Genomic DNA, 20,470 nt, shown 5'->3' with positions numbered 1-20,470 from the left:
CGTGGCACACAGCATCGAAAGCCCTCGCATCCGTCTGAGAGCATTATCTCACGATGACCTACCCATCCTTGAAACTTGGGAGAATGATCCCGAGGGCTGGCTATCGAGCAATATCCTTAATCCCCTCTCCAAGGATTTCATCCGTCAATACATCTCCTCATCCACCCAACACATACTAGAGACGGGAACGATGAGTCTCATTATTGAGTTGAAGGATAGCCCTCCAACGCCCCTTGGGCATCTAGTCATATACGACTATAATCCTCTGCACTGCCGAGCAGGGCTGGGTGTCTACATTGCTCCAGAGCACCGACGTAATGGCTATGCGTCAGAAGGCATACTCCTGGCTACTGACTATGCCTTCGATCTACTACGCTGTCATCAGGTATATGCTGAGGTGTTAGCCCACAATACTGCATCGCAGACGATGCTCCTAGCCCTTGGCTTCCACCATACAGCTACCCTTGCTCGCTGGCAATGGGTACAAGGTGACTATCAAGATCTCTACTACTATCAGAAATGGAACGAATAGACGAGCAAATCAGGGCCCTTCGGGAAGAGATTAATCGGCACAATTACGCCTATTACGTTCTATCCTCCCCTACCATCTCGGACTATGACTTCGATCATCTGCTCAAGGAGCTAGAGGCACTCGAGGCACAGCACCCTGAGCTCATCACTCCCGACTCCCCGACCCAGCGTGTTGGAGCAGACCGCACAGAGGGATTTGCTCAGGTAGCACACCGCTACCCCATGCTCTCCCTAGGCAATACCTACAGCTATGAAGAGGTCGACAGCTTCTACGAGCGAGTGAAGAAGGACCTGGGAGGGAAGCCCTTCGCCATAGCAGCCGAACTGAAGTATGATGGTCTATCCATATCACTCATCTATGAGGATGGCATCCTCGTACGTGCTGTCACCCGAGGTGATGGTCAGGTAGGGGATGACGTGACGGCTAATGTCCGCACCATTCGCTCCATACCTCTACGCCTACAGGGCGAGGGTTATCCTCGTGAACTGGAGGTACGAGGTGAGATACTCCTTCCCTTCTCCGAGTTTGATCGGATCAATGCAGAGCGTAGTGAGGCAGGACTCCCTCTCTTTGCCAACCCACGTAATGCAGCTAGCGGTACACTCAAGCAGCTCGATCCCGCCATCGTAGCCTCCCGTAGGCTGGATGCCTTCTTCTACTATGTCCCCGCACAGCCCGATATGCCTGATAGCCACTATGAGCGACTCATGCAGTGCAAGGCATGGGGGCTCAAGGTGTCTCATGCCATAGAGCTCTGTCACTCACTCTCGGAGGTACATCACTTCCTCGACCACTGGGATGAAGCTCGCCACTCTGCACCTGTAGCTACAGATGGCGTTGTGCTCAAGGTGGACTCCATTACCGAGCAAGAGGAGCTGGGCTATACGTCCAAGACACCTCGCTGGGCCATAGCCTACAAGTTCCAAGCAGAGCAAGTAAAGACGACTCTCCTCTCTGTAGACTTCCAGGTCGGACGTACAGGAGCCGTAACACCGGTAGCGAACCTAGAGGCAGTACCCATCTCTGGGACGATCGTACGCCGTGCCTCCCTACACAATGCAGACTTCATCACTACCCTAGATCTACACCTCGGAGACCAAGTCTTCGTCGAGAAGGGGGGAGAGATCATCCCCAAGATCGTGGGTGTAGCTAAGGAGGAGCGTCAGCAGGGAGCCGAACCAGTCATCTTCCCCACACAATGTCCATCATGTAGTACCCCCCTACAGCGCAACGAAGGGGAGGCTGCCTATTACTGTCCCAATCAGTCTGCATGCCCACCACAGCAGACAGCACGTATCGAGCACTTCTGCGGGCGTAAGGCAGCAGACATTCGTCTCGGAGAGGAGACGATATCTCTGCTCTTCGAGCTCGACTTAGTGCATAGCATAGCAGATCTATATCGCCTAAGAGTAGAGAATCTACTTACCCTCCCCGGCTTCAAGGAACGTAGTGCTACGAAGCTCCTTGACAGCATCACCGCCTCCAAGGATCGCCCCTTCAGTGCTCTACTCTTTGGTCTAGGCATTCGCTTCGTGGGTGAGACGGTCGCTAAGACCCTAGTACAGCACTATCGAAGTATAGAGGAGCTCGCCAAGGCTTCCCTTGAGGAGCTGACCACCATACCTGATATCGGCAAGGTCATAGCGCAGAGCCTAGTCGATTACTTCGCACTCGAGAGTAACAGACACTTCATCCTAGAGCTTGAGGAGCTAGGCCTTCCGCTTAGACGTACAGCACAGGAGGAGCCAAGCCCTGTCACCTCGCACGAATTCATCTCTGGACGGACGTTCGTCATCAGCGGTGTCTTCACTGAGCATTCTCGAGAGGAGTACAAGGCTATGATTGAGTCCTATGGAGGTAAGATCTCCTCCTCAATCTCAAGTAAGACGGACTTCGTCCTTGCAGGAGCCAACATGGGACCTGCCAAGCTCGAGAAGGCTACCTCCCTAGGCATCACCCTACTCTCCGAGACAGACTTCCTTGCCCATCTCCATGCTACTCAGGTTACGTCCACTGAGGCACCCACTCCCGCTCCTGTACAAGAAGAGCGCGATGAGCCTCGTCTACTCTTCGATTAGTCAAGCAACCCAACTAACCCTAGAACATATTTGTCCCAGCAATGGAAATCATCTTTATCTGCATCCTAGCATTCCTACTTATCCTCGCCTGCTTCGATTTGGTGGCAGGGGTAAGCAATGATGCTGTGAACTTCCTAAACTCTGCGATCGGAGCGAAGGCTGCACCCTTCAAGGTCGTCCTCGCTGTTGCAGCTGTCGGTATCTTCATCGGTGCATCCCTGAGCAACGGGATGATGGACATAGCACGCTATGGTATCTATGACCCGTCGTACTTTACCTTCCAGGAGGTGATGACGATCTGTCTAACAGCAGTGGTCACCGATATTATCCTACTGAACATCTTCAATACACTTGGGCTACCGACCTCTACGACTGTCTCGATGGTCTTCGAGCTACTAGGTGCAGCCTTCTGTATGGCGATGATCAAGAGTGTCGGTGATCCCTCCCTTCAGGTACTCGATCTACTGAACACCTCCAAGGCCCTACAGGTCATCATCGCCATCTTCCTCTCTGTGGCGATCGCCTTCTTCTTCGGCTCTGTGGTGCAGTGGATAGCCCGTGTACTCTTCACCTTCAACTACAAAAAGACTCTCCCCTACCTAGCCGGTATCTACGGGGGACTAGCCATCACGGCTATCATCTACTTCATGCTCATCAAGGGGCTAGGAGACTCTACCTTTGCCTACAAGGCATGGATCAACGAGCATACTCAGGAGCTCGTCCTAGGCTGCCTCGTCGTCTCCTCCATCGTGATGCAGATCCTGCACTGGTGCAAGGTGAATATCCTCAAGATCATCGTCCTAGCAGGTACACTCTCCCTCTCACTCGCCTTCGCTGGTAACGACTTGGTGAACTTCATCGGGGTACCTCTGACTGGGCTAGCCTCCTATCAGAACTTCATGGCTCACGGCAACGGTGCCTATGATAGCTACCTAATGGCAGCCAATAAGGGCCCTGCCGAGACACCCTATTACTTCCTCCTGGCCTCTGGGGTCATCATGGTCGTTGCGCTCTTCTTCTCCAAGAGTGCTCAGAACGTCATCAAGACCTCCGTAAACCTCTCCCGTCAGGATGATGGTGAGGAGACCTTCGGCTCCTCTCGTATCGCTCGTGGTCTCGTACGCACGAGTAGTGCGATAGCGAACTTCCTAGAGCGTGCCGTACCCAAGCGTACACGCACCTGGATTGATAGCCGATTCAACAAGCAGGAGATCACCCTCGAGCAGGGGGCTGCCTTTGACCTCGTCCGTGCCTCTGTGAACCTCGTCCTCTCGGGGCTACTCATCGCCGTAGGTACCTCGATGAAGTTGCCCCTCTCTACGACCTACGTGACCTTCATGGTCGCTATGGGTTCATCACTGGCAGACCGTGCCTGGGGACGTGAGAGCGCCGTGGGACGTCTCACGGGGGTTATGTCCGTGATCGGTGGGTGGTTCGTCACCGCTGGTGCAGCCTTCATCATTGCGATCATCATCGCTGCGATCATGAACTTCGGGGGCTTCGTAGCTATGGTTGCCCTCATCGGTGTCGCCCTCTTCCTCCTCTTCAATAACCACCTACTCAAGCGCAAGAAGGATGATGCTGACGATGAGCTCTTCGTCGCTATCCTCAATGCCGAGAAGCCTGAGGAGATGTGGAGCCTCCTCTCCGAGCACGTACGTCTCAACCAGATTACACTCCTCGACCAAGTCAGTGCAGACTACATGGATCTGACTACAGGCCTCTTCGGCGAAGACCTACGCAAGCTCCACCGTACCCAGCACCACCTAGACAGCCACAAGCGTCGCTTCAAGACGATGCGCCGTAAGGAGACGATCGGACTAAGACGTATGTCCAACGATGAGGATGTGCTGGAGAAGAACATGTGGTTCCACCTCGGAGCAAACACCTGCCTGCAGATGATCTATGCCCTAGAGCGTGCAAGCGAGGTCTGTGCCGAGCACGTAGACAACAACTTCAACCCTATCCCCGAGCAGTGCCGTGAGGAGTTCCTCCCCATCCGTGACCGTGTCGTAGACTACATCGCACAGGTGCATCGTCTCATCGCCAGCGAACGTATGGAGGATGCCAAGACAGCTAAGGCCATGGGGAAGGAGCTACGCAACATTGTCAAGGATATGCGTAAGACGCAGATGAAGCGTACGCACAAGAGCAGTAAGGAAGACCTACGAGCCTCCCTCGTCTACCTCAACCTCCTCATCGAGACCAACGAGCTCCTCGTGAACCTCCGTCACCTCGTAGGCTACAGCCAGCATCTACTAGAGGAGGAGACCGAATAACATCGGACACAACCATCCTTTGCTACAAAGGATGACCTCGCATTCCCCGCGTATAGCATCCTATACCAAGGTGAATCATCATATCTTAAACTTTGGGCTGGGCTTTAATAGAGCTTAGCCCAAAGTTCATTTCTAGAGCTTGTGTTTGAGAGTAAATTCAGTTGAGAGAGGCCTTTGGTGTACCTCAGATTTATTGATGTGGCCCCTCGTTATCTACTTAGCTCTTAGTCTCTGGCCTGGATCTGCCCAATAGCAAGTATTCTTCCCCATACCAGTAGTGGCCATCCCCCGAAAATAAACCCGACAATGCCCTAATCAAGTTTCGCCTATTTAAAGGGATTTACAGCACATGCAGACGAGTTACTATAAGTCGCCATGAAGAGTTATGGTAACTCGTCTTGACAACTTACCATAACTCGTTGCAAAGACTTACCATAACTCATTGCGACGAGTTACCACAACTCGTTCACTCGCCTTTCTACCCTTTTGTATCTCTCTTGTTTTCATATCATTATAGAGCTATCTAAGAGTACACCCTCTCTGGAAATTGCAGCCGATATGTTTCGCTCCGTATCAAGAGACGAAGCGGACTTCATCACCTCCCATATCCAAGCACTGTATTTAGGCATTTATCAAGGGCAAATATTCTGATATTTCGAAGCTAAACAAACGCTGCATAGCAGACCATACAGAACTATGCAAGTATAGAGTATACCTCACATTCCACTTCGGCTAGCACACCTACCTCTGTTATCGTCTTTTTTCTACCTTCTTCCTCTTTTATCTCTTGTATAATAATCGTATCTTTGCGAGCAAGTATAATCACTAGTAGATTTGCTAATTCGAATTAGTTCAGTTATGGAAATTATCAAGATCGTCGGGCGTGAAATCCTCGACTCGCGTGGGAACCCCACCGTAGAAGTAGATGTACATCTAGCTTGTGGTATCATCGGACGTGCTGCTGTCCCCAGCGGTGCCTCTACAGGTGAAAACGAAGCCCTCGAGCTGCGTGACGGTGACAAGAGCCGTTACCTCGGTAAGGGTGTCCTAAAGGCTGTAGAGAACATCAACAACGTGATTGCTCCTGAGCTCTACGGTATGAGCGCCCTCAACCAGCGTGAGATCGACATGAAGATGATCGCACTCGATGGCACCAAGACCAAGAGCAAGCTCGGTGCAAACGCTATCCTCGGCGTCTCACTAGCTGTTGCTAAGGCTGCTGCTCAGTACCTTGACATCCCCCTCTATCGCTACATCGGCGGCACGAACACTTATGTACTCCCCGTACCTATGATGAACATCATCAATGGTGGCTCACACTCCGATGCTCCTATCGCCTTCCAGGAATTCATGATCCGTCCTATTGGTGCTTCTTCCTTCCGTGAAGGACTTCGTATGGGTGCTGAGGTTTTCCACAGCCTAAAGAAGGTGCTCCACGATCGTGGCCTAAGCACAGCTGTGGGTGACGAAGGAGGCTTCGCCCCTGCTCTACACGGCACAGAGGACGCTATCGAGTCTATCCTCAAGGCTGTAGAAAAGGCTGGCTACGTACCAGGCAAGGACATCACGATTGCTATGGACTGTGCTTCCTCAGAGTTCTTCAAGGACGGCGTATATGACTATACCAAGTTTGAAGGAGAGAGTGGCAAGAAGCGCTCAATCGATGAGCAGGTAGCCTTCCTCACCGAACTAGTAGAGAAGTACCCAATCGATTCAATCGAAGACGGTATGGCTGAGAACGACTGGGAAGGATGGAAGAAGCTCACAGACAAGCTCGGCAAGAAGATACAGCTCGTAGGTGACGACCTCTTCGTAACGAATGTTGAGTACCTCCGTCGTGGTATCGCAGAGGGTTGCGGTAACTCCATCCTCATCAAGGTAAACCAGATCGGTACACTCACCGAGACGCTTGATGCCATCGATATGGCACACCGCCACGGCTTCACTTCTGTTACCTCACACCGCTCTGGTGAAACAGAAGATGCTACGATCGCTGACATCGCAGTGGCTACCAACTCTGGTCAGATCAAGACGGGTTCACTCAGCCGTACCGACCGTATGGCTAAGTACAACCAGCTCCTACGTATCGAGGAAGAGCTCGGTGATCTCGCTGTCTACGGCTACAAGCGCATTAAGTAGTCACTTCCCTACAAAACGAAATAGACCTCTTGCTCAGCTGAGCAAGAGGTCTATTTATTTATCGACACTCATGAATGCATCTACGAAATAGGAGTATTAACAGAGGCTACTCCTACACGCAATAGAGAGCGTCATTCGTCGACAACAAGGTTGTCAATAATGAAGTTTTGACGCTCGGGCGTATTCTTACCCATATAGAAAAGGAGGAGGTTCGCTAGGTTATCTTCCTTCCTTAGGCGAACAGGGTCGAGCTTGATATTCTCCTCCGAGATCCAATCCTTGAATTGCTCGGGAGAAATCTCACCAAGCCCCTTAAATCGAGTGACCAAAGCTCGTTTACCTAGCTTCTTCAGAGCAGCTTGCTTCTGTGCCTCGTTGTAGCAATAGATGTTTGTCACCAGCTCCTCGGTCTGTGGTGAGTCTTCCTTCTTCTTGCGTCCACGCTTCTTTGTCGTAGAGGACGCCATGAAGTTATCCCCCTTCTTATGCTCCTTGGGTAGAAAGACACGGAAGAGTGGTGTCTCTAGGATATAAACATGTCCACGACGCACGAGCTCGGGGAAAAACTGCAAGAAGAAGGTAATGAGTAGCAGACGGATATGCATCCCGTCGTCATCAGCATCGGTGGCAATAATTACCCGGTTGTAGCGAAGCCCTTCCAAGCCGTCCTCGATGTTAAGAGCAGCCTGCAGGAGATTAAACTCCTCGTTCTCGTAGACAACCTTCTTCGTCTGTCCGTAGCAGTTCAGCGGCTTACCACGAAGGCTGAAGACCGCTTGGTAATGTGGGTCACGGCAAGTCGTGATTGAGCCACTAGCGGAGTTACCCTCTGTGATGAAAAGACTTGTTCGCTCGGGCTCTTTCGCTTTAGGATCGTTGAAGTGAATAGTGCAGTCCCGCAGTTTCTTGTTGTGCAGGCTCGCTTTCTTTGCTCGCTCTCTGGCGAGCTTAGCCACACCGCTGAGGGCTTTACGCTCCCGCTCGCTCTCCTGGATCTTCTGAATCATTGCGGCTGCATCCTCGGTGTGGATGTGCAGGTAATTGTCGAGCTCTTTACCAAGGAAGTCGTTGAGGAACTTCTGAATACTTCGCCCGTCAGGCTCCATGTCCTTGGAGCCAAGTTTGGTCTTTGTTTGGCTCTCAAATACTGGTTCCTCAATTTTGATGCTGATAGCAGCAGCCATCCCATAGCGAATGTCTCGGTAATCGAAGTTCTTCCCTGAGAAGTCCTTGATGACTCGTGCCACAGCCTCACGAAAGGCGGAGAGATGTGTACCTCCCTGCGTGGTGTTCTGACCATTGACGAAGCTATAGAAGTCCTCCCCAACTTGGTTTGTGTGGGTGATAACGATTTCTACGTCCTCGTCCTTGAGATGAATGATGGGATAGAGTGCTTCGTCCGTCATGTTCTCGGCAAGCAGGTCTGCTAGCCCTTCCTTCGACTGATACCGCTGTCCGTTATATACTAGGGTAAGCCCTGCATTGAGGTAGGAATAGTTCTTAATCATCGCGATGACGAACTCATCCTTGTACATATAGTCCTTGAAGAGGTTGATGTCGGGACGGAAGACCACCCGTGTACCTGCACGCTCCGTGCTGGGTGTGGGTTCTGTTTCCTCGAGGAGCTTAGCGTGGGAGTAACGGACGGTTTTGGTAAGGCCGTCACGCCAAACGGTAATCTCGCAGTGAATAGACAGCGCATTAACGGCTTTAATCCCTACACCATTCAGCCCTACGGACTTCTTGAAGGCTTTGGAATCAATCTTCCCGCCTGTATTCATCTTGCTCGTTGCATCGACGAGCTTCCCGAGCGGGATACCACGGCCGTAGTCTCGCACCGTAACGAGGCCGTCGGCGATGGTCACCTCGATCCTCTTGCCAGCCCCCATGACGTATTCGTCTATGGAGTTATCCAAGACTTCTTTCAGGAGCACGTAGATCCCGTCATCGGCGTGCGAACCATCCCCCAACTTCCCGATATACATCCCCGGGCGACGGCGGATATGTTCGTCCCATTCTAGGGTCTTGATGTCTCCATCGCTGTAACCTACCGTTTGCTCATCTAACATGTTTCTTGCCTCTATCTATGGATTTTGTGTGCCAAAGATACTAAAAATGAGGCTGTGAAGTGCTGAGATAAGCTCAACACCCCGTCTGGTTTTCATGAAGGTCAAGGGCAAAAAACGGAGCTAAACTCAGGGGAGAAATGCCTCCCTTTCAGAAGGTATATTGTGTGCTTCAGCAACGTATATTGTGTGCAAACGCAAGGTATATTGTGTGCGCTCGCACACAATATACCTCCCGGAAGGATGCCTTGACCTCCATCCCAGCTCCCCTCATAATCTGCTTATAAATAGGCTGTTTATAAGGATTTCCAGCTGGGTACTTCTTGCACCCAATACACCTTACTCTACCTTCTCTTGAGCTAAGACCTCAATCTGTCTGTGTGGCATCCCCTTCTCCTCAAGATCAACAACGGGACCTTCGCCTTATGGGCTCTTGTCACTGGGGGGCTTTGCGTACCTTTGCCCATGCTATGGGAAGAACTGATACAGAGCAAAAACAGGCCGTACAAATCCTCGCGCTACAGCTTGCTGGACTTCGCTACCGACACATCGCCGCTCTCTTCGATAAGGTGGCAAGGGGCGATGAGCTACCTCTGGGGCTTCCCTCGGGGCTCGAATGCTACACGAAGGAGCTTACCGCCCACGAGGAGCAAGCCACGAGCCTGCTCGGAGCATGCCACAGACTCGGAATACACGTCCTTCCCTTCGTTAGTCCAAGCTATCCCGATGCCTTTCATTGCCTTGCCTTCGACCGCCCGTTGCTTCTTTATGCCAAGGGTAATCTTGCTCTCACAACAGCCTCTCCTCGGCTCGCCATCATCGGCACACGCCACCCCGACGAAGAAGGGAAAAAACGCACCTACGAATTGGCACGAAGACATGCCGAAGCCGGAGCTACGCTCCTAAGCGGTCTGGCTCGTGGATGTGATGCCTTAGCACATCAGGCATGCCTTGATGCAGGTGGCAAGGGCATACCAATAGTCGCCACGGGGCTCGATGAAGTCTATCCTAGAGAGCACCAAGCTCTGCAAGAAGCATTGCTCAGACAAGGCGGCTTGATCCTTTCAGAATACCCGCCCTTCACTCCAATCAACAAGTATCAGCTCATTGCCCGAGACCGCCTACAAGCAGCACTGGCCGAGCGTGTCATCGTCACCGAATGCGGAGCAAAGAGTGGCACACTACATACGGTGCGCTTCGCTAGGAAGTACCAAAAGCCCGTTGAGGCGCTTCGTTACGAGACTTACACCGAAGCTAGCCTTGGCAACCACTATCTCCTCACTTCGCATCTAGCCGAAGAGTACAGCGAGTAATGCCCGTACCCAACAGCACCTTCTTTGCGTACCGAGTATCGTCCCTCCTACACCGAGCAAGCCCTTTACTCCGGCATTTCTTCCTCCCTTCTACACCTCAATCTCACGACCTACACCCTGCATCCATTCCGTTGCACCTAGCACCCTAACGGCTCCCATAAGTCTCTTAGACTAGGTGTTTTCCTAAATCATTGTATCTTTGTGTGCTCTGTAGCGTCTCCGCGATCTTTGGCTCGTATTCTCAGTAAGATGTACCAGTGGGGATCAAAAGATTTCAGCTCGGAGCGCATCTGACTACTAAATGTATGATCAATAGAGTACTTATACGCACCCGTGTGCTACAGACAGCCTACGCACACCTGCACCGTGGAGAGCTGAAGCTAACCGCTGCGGAGCAGGATCTCATGGTGGGGCTGGAGCGCACCTATGATCTTTACCTGTACCTACTACAGCTCATCCCTTCTCTTACGGACTTCTACCAAGAGGTACTAGACGTTCGTCGCAGGAAGCATCTTGCTACCCGTGAGGAACGCTCGCCCAACCTTCGCCTCATCCGTAATCGATTTGCCCAGCAGCTGGCTTCCTCCGAGAAGCTCCAGAACTGGTACAATCAGTTTGGTCTTCGCTGGCAGGATGATGAGACGCTCCTTCGCCATCTCATTCGTTTGATTGAGGACTCTTCGCTCTATGATGACTACCTAAAGGGAAGCACAGAGAGCTATGAGCAAGACCAAAACTTCTGGGCGGATGCATTTCATCACCTCTTTGCTGCGGATGATCTCCTGAATGAACGCCTAGAGCAACAGTCTATCTTCTGGGAAAATGACTTAAAGATTCAGGAAAAGATTGAATGCGAAGAGCGTCCATCAGGGGAGGAAGAGCAAGTACAAGCAGTCATCGAGGAAGCAAAGAGCATGGGGCAGTACCAGTCCACGTCCTTTGCCAATGGTCCCGTAGAGGTAGTCAAGGATTTCGTGGAGAAAACCCTACGAAAGGCAGTCGAGTCACAACCAATTGACGAGCAAATCCTCCCGATGTTCCGCGAAGAAGAAGACGAAACCTTTGCTCGCCACTTGCTTCGTCAGGTATTGGTCAAGCACGATGAGTACCTCAAGCTCATTGAGCCCATCCTAACCGAAGGATGGAGCAGCGAGCGCCTGGCCGACATGGATGCTCTGCTCCTAAGGCTAGGGGTAACTGAGTTCCTTCACTTCCCTGGCATCCCCACACATATCACCATCAACGAATATGTAGAGCTAGCCAAGCACTTCTCCACAGCTCACAGCGCATCCTTCATCAATGGTATCCTAGATGCTATGGCCAAGAGACTACGTGAAGAGGGTAAAATCCTCAAGCAATAGAAAACAAAGTAATACTAACCTATAAACTGGAATTACAATCAATGGAAACAATCCTTCTCCAAGCACAAGCTCAACAGGGTAGCGGATGGACCTCCATCATCATGATGGCTGCAGTCGTACTGATCTTCTGGCTCTTCATGATCCGCCCACAGCAGAAGCGTCAAAAGGAAGTACAGCGTAAGCGTGAAGCCCTCTCCACGGGTGATCGTATCGTTACCTCTGGAGGTCTATACGGCACAATTCGTGACATCAAGGAAACGGAATTCGTCGTCGAGATTGCCGAGGGTGTGCGTGTCCGTGTCGATCGTGGATCGGTCTTCCCTGCAGCGAGTGACGAAGTAACGAAATAGGGAGTTATCCCCCATCAGCACAAAGGGCTGCCTCATGGAGTAACGAAGCTCTAGGGATAGCCCTTTATGCTTCCTCTAGGTAAACACCACTACGTAGTACAACAAATAGGCACCAAGCTATGCGACTTGATCTGAAGAGCCTCAAAGGACGAAAGAATGAAGGAGAACGCACCTTCTCCCCGGAGCATAGGAGGAAGCGGACAACGCAGGTAGTGACATTCCTCTTTTTTGTCTTCCTATCAGCGATCTTCTGGTTCATCCAGAGTTTACAGATGCGCTTCCCATACGTACTACATATCCCCATCACGTATGACTCTATCCCACCTGAGGTAGGGCTGGAGAGTCACTTACCGGAGTTCATCGAGGTAAGCCTAGAGGATGAGGGCAATCACATCTTAGAGTATTCTATACGAGGTGTGAACCCGATTACACTCCATCTCAAGCAACACAAGGGGGTGAATCAGGGCTTCTCACTCACTGCCGCAGCCCTTACTCAGGAGGTACGCAAGCGTCTCTCTTCATCAGCACGTATCACAACCATCAGCCCTGCCTCTATTGAGGTATCTGCGTATCATCGTGCACGTAAGGTGGTGCCCATCGTAGTGGGTCAGCTCCCTCTCGTCACACAAGGCTATTCCCTTGGTGAGGTAGAGCTCACGCCATCTGAGGTTACCATCTTTGCCTCTGCTAAGCTATTAGACTCAATACGCTTTATCCGCACAGCTCCCTTTGAAGAGCAAATCCTTGAGACCACGACCACGACGAAGGTAAGCCTCCTCCTGCCCGAGGGCGTCTATGCCTCTACCAATATCGTACAGGCGCACCTCCCCGTAGAGCAACTAACCGAGCAAACCATCACGCTCCCGATCACAGTGAAGGATGCTCCTAGTGGCTACGAACTTCGGCCTCTACCCAGCTCCATTACGCTTCACCTCACCCTCCCTCGCTCACGCTATGGAGAAGTGCGTGCTGACCTCTTTGAGGTCTCTGTAAACTATCCTCGTGAGGATACACACAGCACTGATGATGGTCAGCGAGAGCTTCCCCTACAAGTAACGAAAAAGCCCTCTTGGGTACACCTTATCCGGCTCAACCCTGATCGTGTGCAGTATGTCATCGAGGAGCGTCGCCCCTCTAAGCCCTGGATGTAGCGATGACTGACCCTCGCATCCTTACCCTCGGACTTACAGGTGGCATAGGTAGTGGTAAGAGCTATATAGCTGAGCTACTTACCGCTCGTGGCATCCCCGTCTATGACTCTGATGCACGGGCGAAGGCTCTCTATGATGAAGATCCTGTACTTCGCCAAGCTCTTATCGAGCATTTTTCCCCCACCCTATACAAAACCAAGGAAGGGAAGCTGGATCGAAAGGCACTAGCTCAAATCATCTTTAGCGACCAAGAGAAGCTCAAGCAAATTAATGCGCTCGTCCATCCTGCCGTGCGTAGGGACTTCGTCCACTGGCGTAGTGAATGTATCCGCCGAGGGCTAGGATGTTGTGCTCTAGAGAGTGCGCTCCTTTTGGATGCTGGGCTTAGTGACTATGTGGACAGGAGTATTGCTGTCCTTGCCAACGACACCCTTCGCCTCGAGCGGGCAATGAGGCGTGATGGAGCAGATGCCTCTGCAATACAAGCTCGGATGCGAAATCAAATGAGCCAAGAGGAGATGCAGCAGAGGTGTGACTACGTAATCTATAATGACCCAACAGACGATTTAGAGGCACAGCTGGATACAATCTTAGCAAGATAGACACCTCGGAATAGGAAGCATGGAGCTGAGTCAACTAACTCAGCTCTTTTTTTGTCCTCCACCCCCTTTATCTAGGGAGTTTACATAGGCAACGAAATGAGTTGCCATAAGTCGCTGTAAAGAGTTATGGTAACTCGCTAAAACGAGTTATAGTAACTCTCTTAAGCGAGTTATGGCAAGTCGTGACGACGAGTTATGGTAAGTCGTAGATGAGTCCTTCTCTAGAAACATAAAGCACTGATACACTTTCACTTTAGACATCCTCCTATTTACTTGTTTATCGCCCTTATATGGGCTAAATTTAGGGCATCCAACAACAGGCTGAAGCACTACCTCTAGTGGTATCCCACCATCCCACTAGACGTATAAGGAGCCCCCACTGGTCAGCTCTCTCCATACACACCTCGTGTATTAACGTGAGATTATATACATTTGCAGTATTAAAATCAAGTATAGAGAACTGTTTATATGTTGAAGACCATCCTCTCCGTCTCTGGTAAGCCAGGGCTGTATCGTCTGCTCTCTCAGGGCAAAAACACCCTCATCGTGGAGTCATTACAGACCAAGCAACGCATTCCTATTCTCCCCAAGGATCGTGTTGTGTCGCTTGGTGACATCTCGATGTTTACCGACACAGAGGACATTGCTCTCTCAGAGGTACTAAAGAGAGTACATGAGAAGCAGAATGGGACAGCATTCCCTGACGAAGTACTCAAGGATAACGAGACCCTTCGCACTCTTTTTGCCGAGATTCTTCCTTCCTACGACCGGGAAAGAGTCTACACATCAGATATCAAGAAGCTCTTCACATGGTATAATATCCTCTCAGGGGCTGGTATCACCAACTTCGAGGAGGAAGCAACAGCTGACAACTAAGCACATTCACTGGGGGAGCACTATATGGTACTCCCCCTTTTCGTCTAACACACATACACAATTACACCTAAGACTATGTTCAAAGGCATGAAGAAGTACCTCGCTGAGGAACTGAAAGCCATCGATGAGGCTGGCCTCTATAAAAGGGAACGCATCATCGTCACCCCACAATCCGCAGACATCAAGATTAGCTCGGGGCAGGAAGTGATTAACTTCTGTGCCAACAACTATCTAGGGCTATCAGATCATCCTCGTCTCGTAAAGGCAGCCAAGGACGCCATGGATGCTCGAGGCTTCGGGATGAGCTCCGTGCGCTTCATCTGTGGTACACAAGACATCCATAAGGAGCTAGAGCAAGCGATCGCTCGCTACTTCCACACAGAGGATACAATCCTCTATGCCGCTTGCTTCGATGCTAACGGAGGGATTTTCGAGCCTCTCTTTGGTCCAGAGGATGCAATTATCAGCGATGCGCTAAACCACGCTTCGATTATCGACGGCGTCCGTCTGTGCAAGGCTCAGCGCTACCGCTATGAGAATGCGAACATGCAGGATCTGGAGCGTGTGCTTCAGGAAGCCCAAGGAGCTCGCTTCCGCATCATCGTAACGGATGGCGTCTTCTCGATGGACGGGAATGTTGCACCTATGGATAAGATTTGTGACCTTGCTGATAAATATGATGCCCTTGTCATGGTAGACGAATGCCACTCTGCAGGGGTAGTCGGTGCAACAGGACGAGGTGTCGCTGAGCAATTCAATTGCTACGGACGCATTGACCTACATACAGGTACGTTGGGCAAGGCCTTCGGTGGAGCCATCGGTGGCTTCACAACAGGGCCTAAGGAAGTAATCGACATGCTCCGTCAGCGCTCTCGCCCTTACCTATTCAGTAATTCTATTCCACCAGCTGTCGTAGGTGCAGGGTTGGAGGTCTTCAAGATGCTAGAGGAGAGTAATGCCCTTCACACCAAACTCATGGAGAATGTGGTGTACTTCCGAGACAAGATGCTTGCAGCAGGATTTGATATCAAACCTACACAGTCAGCTATCTGCGCTGTTATGTTGTACGATGCTAAGCTATCACAAGAATATGCAGCACGCCTCCTAGACGAAGGGATCTACGTCACTGGGTTCTACTACCCCGTTGTTCCCAAGGGACAAGCACGCATCCGTGTACAGCTCTCAGCTGCCCACGAACGTCACCATCTCGACAAGGCCATAGAGGCCTTCATCAAGGTCGGCCGTGAACTAGGAGCATTGAAGTAAACACGTCCCTTCCATTTAAACTAATAGAGGCCACCTCAGTGTTGAGGTAGCCTCTATTAGTTTAGCCCTATATCATTCTTCATCTTAGCCCTCAGACCTCCCGCAACTCCACATATAGACATTCTTTCACTCCCCATTTAGAGGTTCCGCAACTCCACCTTATTATCTACACTCCTCAGGTAGGGACAGATCTTTCAGCATACCCCATAAGACCTCATCCCCCTTGCACCGACAAGAGGTACGACCTTATACCAAGGGGTAGAGCTAAATACGTAAGAGGGGCTACCCAAGACCTGTATAAAGTCTATTGGGTAGCCCCTTCTTAGTTGTGATGGCGCGGTGCCGCTTACGCCTTTACTTTCTTACCAAGGAAGATATGCCCAAGATACCCACCAATGACAAGTACAAGCCCGATAGTGAGGAATGTATTTGCATGCTCAACTTGGTCAGAGAGGTACGAGTAAACCAGGAGGATTGCTCCTATAAGCATGACGATAACGCCGAGATACTGCTTCATAATGATTTGTGTACTATGTTTATTACTTTGTTCTCTACCTGCAAAGTACGGAATAATTTAGCAAATACGAAAATTCTTATGTATTACGCCACGAGGATGGAGGGCAGAGCAAAATCGCTCTGTACAGTCACTTGAGACCATTGCACTCCTACAGTTTTCACTTACCTTCAGCTTTACGAGCTCTTGCTCTCCACGCTAAGAGTTCTTTCTCCCCTACCCATACATTCCTCTACACCCTCATCATCTCATCCCTACCACTTATTAGGACTTTTGGCTGACAAGTTCGACCCACTCTTGGTTCGATAAGTACCAACGCACTGTATGCTCCAGCCCTTCCTCGAACTGAAGACTTGGCGTCCAACCCAGCTCATTCTTTAGCTTATTTGAATCGATGGCATATCGCAAGTCATGCCCAGCACGGTCGGTAACGAATGTGATAAGTTCCTCTGAATGTCCCTCTGGATTACCTAGTACCTCGTCCACGGTTTTTACTAGTAGTCGGACGAGGTCGATATTACGCCATTCGTTGAATCCCCCTATGTTGTAGGTATCTGCGATTTTCCCTTCGTGGAAAATGAGATCTATGGCACGAGCATGGTCAAGGACATAGAGCCAGTCACGGACATTTTCCCCTGTGCCATAGACAGGGAGAGGGCGATGGAGGACAATGTTCTTTATGAAGAGAGGGATGAGCTTCTCGGGATATTGGTACGGCCCGTAGTTGTTGGAGCAATTAGAGATGACCGTAGGTAGCCCATAAGTGTCATGGAAGGCTCTCACAAAATGGTCACTAGAGGCCTTACTAGCCGAGTAAGGACTATGCGGGTCATACTTCGTGTCTTCTGTGAAGAAGCCACCATCAAGCTCTAAGGCACCATATACCTCATCTGTGGAGATATGGTAGAAGCGTTTCCCTTCATAGCCCTTGGGAGACTTTGACCAAACTTCTTTGGCAGCTTGTAGCAAGCTAAGTGTACCTAATACATTGGTTTTTGCGAAGACAAAGGGATCGGAGATACTACGATCAACATGGCTCTCTGCTGCTAGGTGAATAATACCCTCTACGGCATATCGCTCCAAGATCCCTCTCACACAATCATAGTCACAGATGTCCTCTTGGATGAAGGTGTAGTTGGGCAATGCCTCTACATCTGCTAGGGTCTCTCTATTACCTGCATAGGTAAGTTTATCCAGGCACAGAATATGGTAGTCAGGATACTTCGTCACAAAAAGTCGGACGACATGCGAGCCGATGAAACCTGCTCCACCTGTAATGAGGATGGTCTTCTTATAGTCCATTATTCGTTTGTATCTGTCCATGTGAGTTTATGGAGGCATTCCTCTAGTGACGTTTGCCAGTGAGGTAGCGTAACCCCAAAGGCTCGTTTGAGCTTACTCTTATCCAATACACTGTAGGATGGTCTCGTTGCTTTCGTAGGATACTGACCGCTACGTACAGGGCAAAGCCGACAATGATAGCCCATATAATGGCGAATAGCCTCGGCGAAGTCATACCACGAGCACACCCCTTCGTCAGCAAAGTTATAGGTACCCTCATGCCGACACCCTGCATTCTGGTCAAGGATTGATATCAAGAAGCGAGCCAAGTCACGAGCGTAGGTAGGCGTCCCAATCTGGTCAAATATAACACCGAGCTCCTCTCGCTCTTGCATCAGCCGACACATTGTCTTCACAAAGTTCGACCCATAGGTAGAATAGAGCCACGAGGTGCGCAGGATGAGGGCATGACAGCCCGTATGTCGTATAGCCTCCTCCCCAAGGAGCTTGGTTCGCCCATACACACTCTGGGGGCAGGGGATTTCGTCTTCGGTGATTGGGAGATGACTATCTCCTCTGAAGACATAATCTGTAGAGATATGGATGAGGTATAGGCCACACTCCTTCGCTAGCTCAGCAAGTCCAGCCACCGCCTGATGGTTAATGCGGTCGGCTTCCTCTGCCTCATCCTCAGCTCGATCTACAGCTGTGTAGGCTGAGCAATTAATAATCGTATCAATATGATGCTTCTGGACGAAGAGCTTCACAGCTAGCAGATCTGTTACATCCAGCTCACTACGGCTCATGAAAAAGTAGTGCTGCACACTCCCCTCTGCCACCGCTCGTAGCTCTTGTCCCAGCTGTCCACCAGCTCCCAAGACTAGGATATTACTCTTCCCCATAGATGAATGGTGTATTAAACTCATCCAAGCACGGGTGATGCGCATCCTTAGCAGAGAGGATAACATCTTGAGTAGGTACTCGCCAGTCGATGGAGAGTGTAGGGTCATCCCAAGCTACAGCCCCCTCGGACTGAGGGGCATAATAGTTATCACACTTATACTGAAAGATAGCGTCGGAGCTCAACACACTGAAGCCATGGGCAAAGCCACGAGGGATAAAAAGCATCCGATGATTCTCTTCAGATAGCTCTACGGCTACGTGCGCTCCATACGAAGGCGAGCCTTTGCGAAGGTCTACTGCCACATCTAGTACAGAGCCCTTAACTACCCGAACAAGCTTTGCCTGTGCATGTGGGGGAGCTTGGAAGTGCAACCCACGCACTACGCCGTAGCTGGATCGGCTCTCGTTATCCTGCACGAAGTGAGTCGGAGTGACAAGGCGTGAAAAGACCTCCTCACTAAAAGCCTCAAAGAAATAGCCTCGGTCATCTTGGTAGACCTTGGGCTCTAGGATAACAACCTCGGGAATAGCAGTCTTAATTACCTCCATCTACTTTACCTTATCATCTATGAGACGAAGCAAGTACTGCCCATACGGGTTCTTGGCCATAGGCGCAGCTACACTCCTTAGGGTATCCGCCGTGAGCCACCCCTGATGATAGCCTATCTCCTCGAGGCAAGCGACCTTCAATCCTTGCCTTTTCTCAATCACTTCGACGAAGGTAGAGGCCTCTGCTAGGGAGTCATGTGTCCCCGTATCAAGCCATGCAAAGCCTCGTCCAAGTGTCTCCACAAGGAGTCGCCCTTGACTAAGGAACTCTTGATTCACACTCGTTATCTCCAGCTCTCCTCTTGCTGAGGGTTTCACATTGCTTGCTACGGTGACTACATCATTTGGATAGAAATAAAGCCCCACGACAGCGTAGTTACTCTTCGGGTTCTGTGGCTTCTCCTCAATTGAGACGCACCGCCCCATCTCATCGTACTCGGCTACACCATATCGCTCTGGATCATTCACCCAGTAGCCAAAGACCGTTGCCTCATTAGCTTGCTCGGCTCGCTCTACAGACTTCCTTAGAAGCTGCGTAAACGACATCCCATAGAAGATGTTGTCCCCCAGTACGAGACACACACTATCGTTCCCAATAAAGTCCTTCCCAATGATGAAGGCTTGTGCCAAGCCCTCGGGGCGGGGTTGTTCAGCATAGGCAAAATGCACACCGTAGCTAGAGCCATCGCCGAGGAGTCGCTGGAAGGCAGGGAGATCTTCGGGGGTAGATATAATGAGTATATCTCGAATCCCTGCGAGCATAAGCACAGAGATCGGATAATAAACCATGGGTTTATCATAGATGGGCAGTAACTGTTTACTTACGCCCTTTGTAATGGGATAGAGGCGCGTACCTGCACCGCCAGCTAAGACTATTCCCTTCATAGGATTGAGGCTATTATGACGAAATAATAATGCTAAAGGTACGAAATCTGGCTCAGCTAGGTACTGTAGCTCAGGAAGGTCAGGTTGTGATGGTATAGATACAAGCTGTAAGAAACTCCTCATGAATACAGCTTGATGAGGCAACATAAATATTGATGAGTAACAAGAGAATAATCAAGCCAAACACGGATCATGCTCGCACATACTTTTCCCCACCCCTTCACCACATCATTTCTTTTTGACTTACAGCAAGATAACAAGGCATACCATTCCCCCCTCTAACGAGTTATGGTAACTCGATAAAACGACTTATGGTAACTCGTCG

At 50.6% G+C, this 20,470-nt stretch carries 17 protein-coding genes; 11 read left to right on the top strand and 6 right to left on the bottom strand.

Annotated features, from left to right (window positions below):
• The first annotated feature begins 1 nt into the window (after nucleotide 1).
• The 4 genes from HMPREF0636_RS06825 to eno all read left to right on the top strand — a co-directional run bounded on the left by HMPREF0636_RS06825 (nucleotide 2) and on the right by eno (nucleotide 7,028).
• Entirely contained in the window at nucleotides 2-532 is a 531-nt protein-coding gene (locus HMPREF0636_RS06825) for a GNAT family N-acetyltransferase (protein WP_044169360.1), read from the top strand.
• Nucleotides 520-2,610 carry an NAD-dependent DNA ligase LigA gene (gene ligA / locus HMPREF0636_RS06820; protein WP_044169358.1) on the top strand — a complete coding sequence of 697 codons (2,091 nt, stop codon included), beginning with the start codon at nucleotides 520-522 and terminating at the stop codon, nucleotides 2,608-2,610. Before HMPREF0636_RS06825 ends, ligA begins: the two co-directional genes overlap by 13 nt.
• Before the next feature lie 41 nt (nucleotides 2,611-2,651).
• Nucleotides 2,652-4,889 carry an inorganic phosphate transporter gene (locus HMPREF0636_RS06815; protein ID WP_044169355.1) on the top strand — a complete coding sequence of 746 codons (2,238 nt, stop codon included), beginning with the start codon at nucleotides 2,652-2,654 and terminating at the stop codon, nucleotides 4,887-4,889.
• An 858-nt stretch (nucleotides 4,890-5,747) separates the two neighbouring features.
• Nucleotides 5,748-7,028 (top strand): phosphopyruvate hydratase, encoded by a 1,281-nt coding sequence (eno, locus tag HMPREF0636_RS06810; RefSeq protein ID WP_005468802.1) that lies wholly within the window; start codon nucleotides 5,748-5,750, stop codon nucleotides 7,026-7,028.
• Nucleotides 7,029-7,159: 131 nt separating this feature from the next.
• Here the strand turns inward: eno and HMPREF0636_RS06805 are convergent, their stop codons facing one another.
• Nucleotides 7,160-9,097: a DNA topoisomerase IV subunit B gene (locus HMPREF0636_RS06805; protein ID WP_044169353.1), complete on the bottom strand. Its 1,938-nt coding sequence runs from the start codon at nucleotides 9,095-9,097 to the stop codon at nucleotides 7,160-7,162.
• A 467-nt stretch (nucleotides 9,098-9,564) separates the two neighbouring features.
• Between HMPREF0636_RS06805 and HMPREF0636_RS08290 the strand changes: the two genes are divergently transcribed.
• From HMPREF0636_RS08290 to kbl, 7 genes are all read left to right on the top strand, one after another.
• Nucleotides 9,565-10,407: a DNA-processing protein DprA gene (locus HMPREF0636_RS08290; protein WP_052328786.1), complete on the top strand. Its 843-nt coding sequence runs from the start codon at nucleotides 9,565-9,567 to the stop codon at nucleotides 10,405-10,407.
• A gap of 305 nt (nucleotides 10,408-10,712) precedes the next feature.
• On the top strand, nucleotides 10,713-11,768 hold the full coding sequence (gene nusB / locus HMPREF0636_RS06795) for a transcription antitermination factor NusB (protein WP_044169351.1): 1,056 nt from the start codon (nucleotides 10,713-10,715) through the stop codon (nucleotides 11,766-11,768).
• A gap of 41 nt (nucleotides 11,769-11,809) precedes the next feature.
• A complete protein-coding gene (yajC, locus tag HMPREF0636_RS06790) occupies nucleotides 11,810-12,118 on the top strand; it encodes a preprotein translocase subunit YajC (RefSeq protein WP_044169349.1) in 309 nt (102 codons plus the stop codon).
• 119 nt (nucleotides 12,119-12,237) lie between these two features.
• Entirely contained in the window at nucleotides 12,238-13,269 is a 1,032-nt protein-coding gene (locus HMPREF0636_RS06785; RefSeq protein ID WP_044169348.1) for a CdaR family protein, read from the top strand.
• A gap of 2 nt (nucleotides 13,270-13,271) precedes the next feature.
• Nucleotides 13,272-13,871, top strand: a complete 600-nt coding sequence (coaE, locus tag HMPREF0636_RS06780) for a dephospho-CoA kinase (protein WP_052328785.1) — start codon at nucleotides 13,272-13,274, stop codon at nucleotides 13,869-13,871.
• Nucleotides 13,872-14,339: 468 nt separating this feature from the next.
• Entirely contained in the window at nucleotides 14,340-14,747 is a 408-nt protein-coding gene (locus HMPREF0636_RS06775; RefSeq protein WP_044169347.1) for a DUF5606 family protein, read from the top strand.
• A 75-nt stretch (nucleotides 14,748-14,822) separates the two neighbouring features.
• Complete coding sequence (gene kbl, locus HMPREF0636_RS06770) at nucleotides 14,823-16,013, top strand: glycine C-acetyltransferase (protein WP_044169346.1); 1,191 nt, start codon at nucleotides 14,823-14,825, stop codon at nucleotides 16,011-16,013.
• Between the two features lie 346 nt (nucleotides 16,014-16,359).
• Here kbl and HMPREF0636_RS08490 read toward each other — a convergent pair whose 3' ends face one another.
• The 5 genes from HMPREF0636_RS08490 to rfbA all read right to left on the bottom strand — a co-directional run bounded on the left by HMPREF0636_RS08490 (nucleotide 16,360) and on the right by rfbA (nucleotide 20,145).
• A complete protein-coding gene (locus HMPREF0636_RS08490; protein WP_005468812.1) occupies nucleotides 16,360-16,530 on the bottom strand; it encodes a hypothetical protein in 171 nt (56 codons plus the stop codon).
• 261 nt (nucleotides 16,531-16,791) lie between these two features.
• Nucleotides 16,792-17,829 (bottom strand): dTDP-glucose 4,6-dehydratase, encoded by a 1,038-nt coding sequence (gene rfbB / locus HMPREF0636_RS06765; protein WP_044169344.1) that lies wholly within the window; start codon nucleotides 17,827-17,829, stop codon nucleotides 16,792-16,794.
• Nucleotides 17,829-18,710, bottom strand: coding sequence for a dTDP-4-dehydrorhamnose reductase (rfbD, locus tag HMPREF0636_RS06760; RefSeq protein WP_044169342.1), 882 nt, complete (start codon nucleotides 18,708-18,710; stop codon nucleotides 17,829-17,831). The genes rfbB and rfbD overlap by 1 nt, the downstream gene beginning before the upstream one ends.
• A complete protein-coding gene (rfbC, locus tag HMPREF0636_RS06755) occupies nucleotides 18,697-19,260 on the bottom strand; it encodes a dTDP-4-dehydrorhamnose 3,5-epimerase (RefSeq protein ID WP_044169341.1) in 564 nt (187 codons plus the stop codon). The genes rfbD and rfbC overlap by 14 nt, the downstream gene beginning before the upstream one ends.
• A complete protein-coding gene (gene rfbA, locus HMPREF0636_RS06750) occupies nucleotides 19,261-20,145 on the bottom strand; it encodes a glucose-1-phosphate thymidylyltransferase RfbA (protein WP_044169340.1) in 885 nt (294 codons plus the stop codon).
• Between the last annotated feature and the right edge of the window lie 325 nt (nucleotides 20,146-20,470).

This window comes from Porphyromonas catoniae ATCC 51270 (assembly GCF_000565015.1).
GTDB lineage: Bacteria > Bacteroidota > Bacteroidia > Bacteroidales > Porphyromonadaceae > Porphyromonas > Porphyromonas catoniae.
Note: the sequence above shows the minus strand (reverse complement) of the source record. Positions and strands in the feature narration are given on the sequence as shown.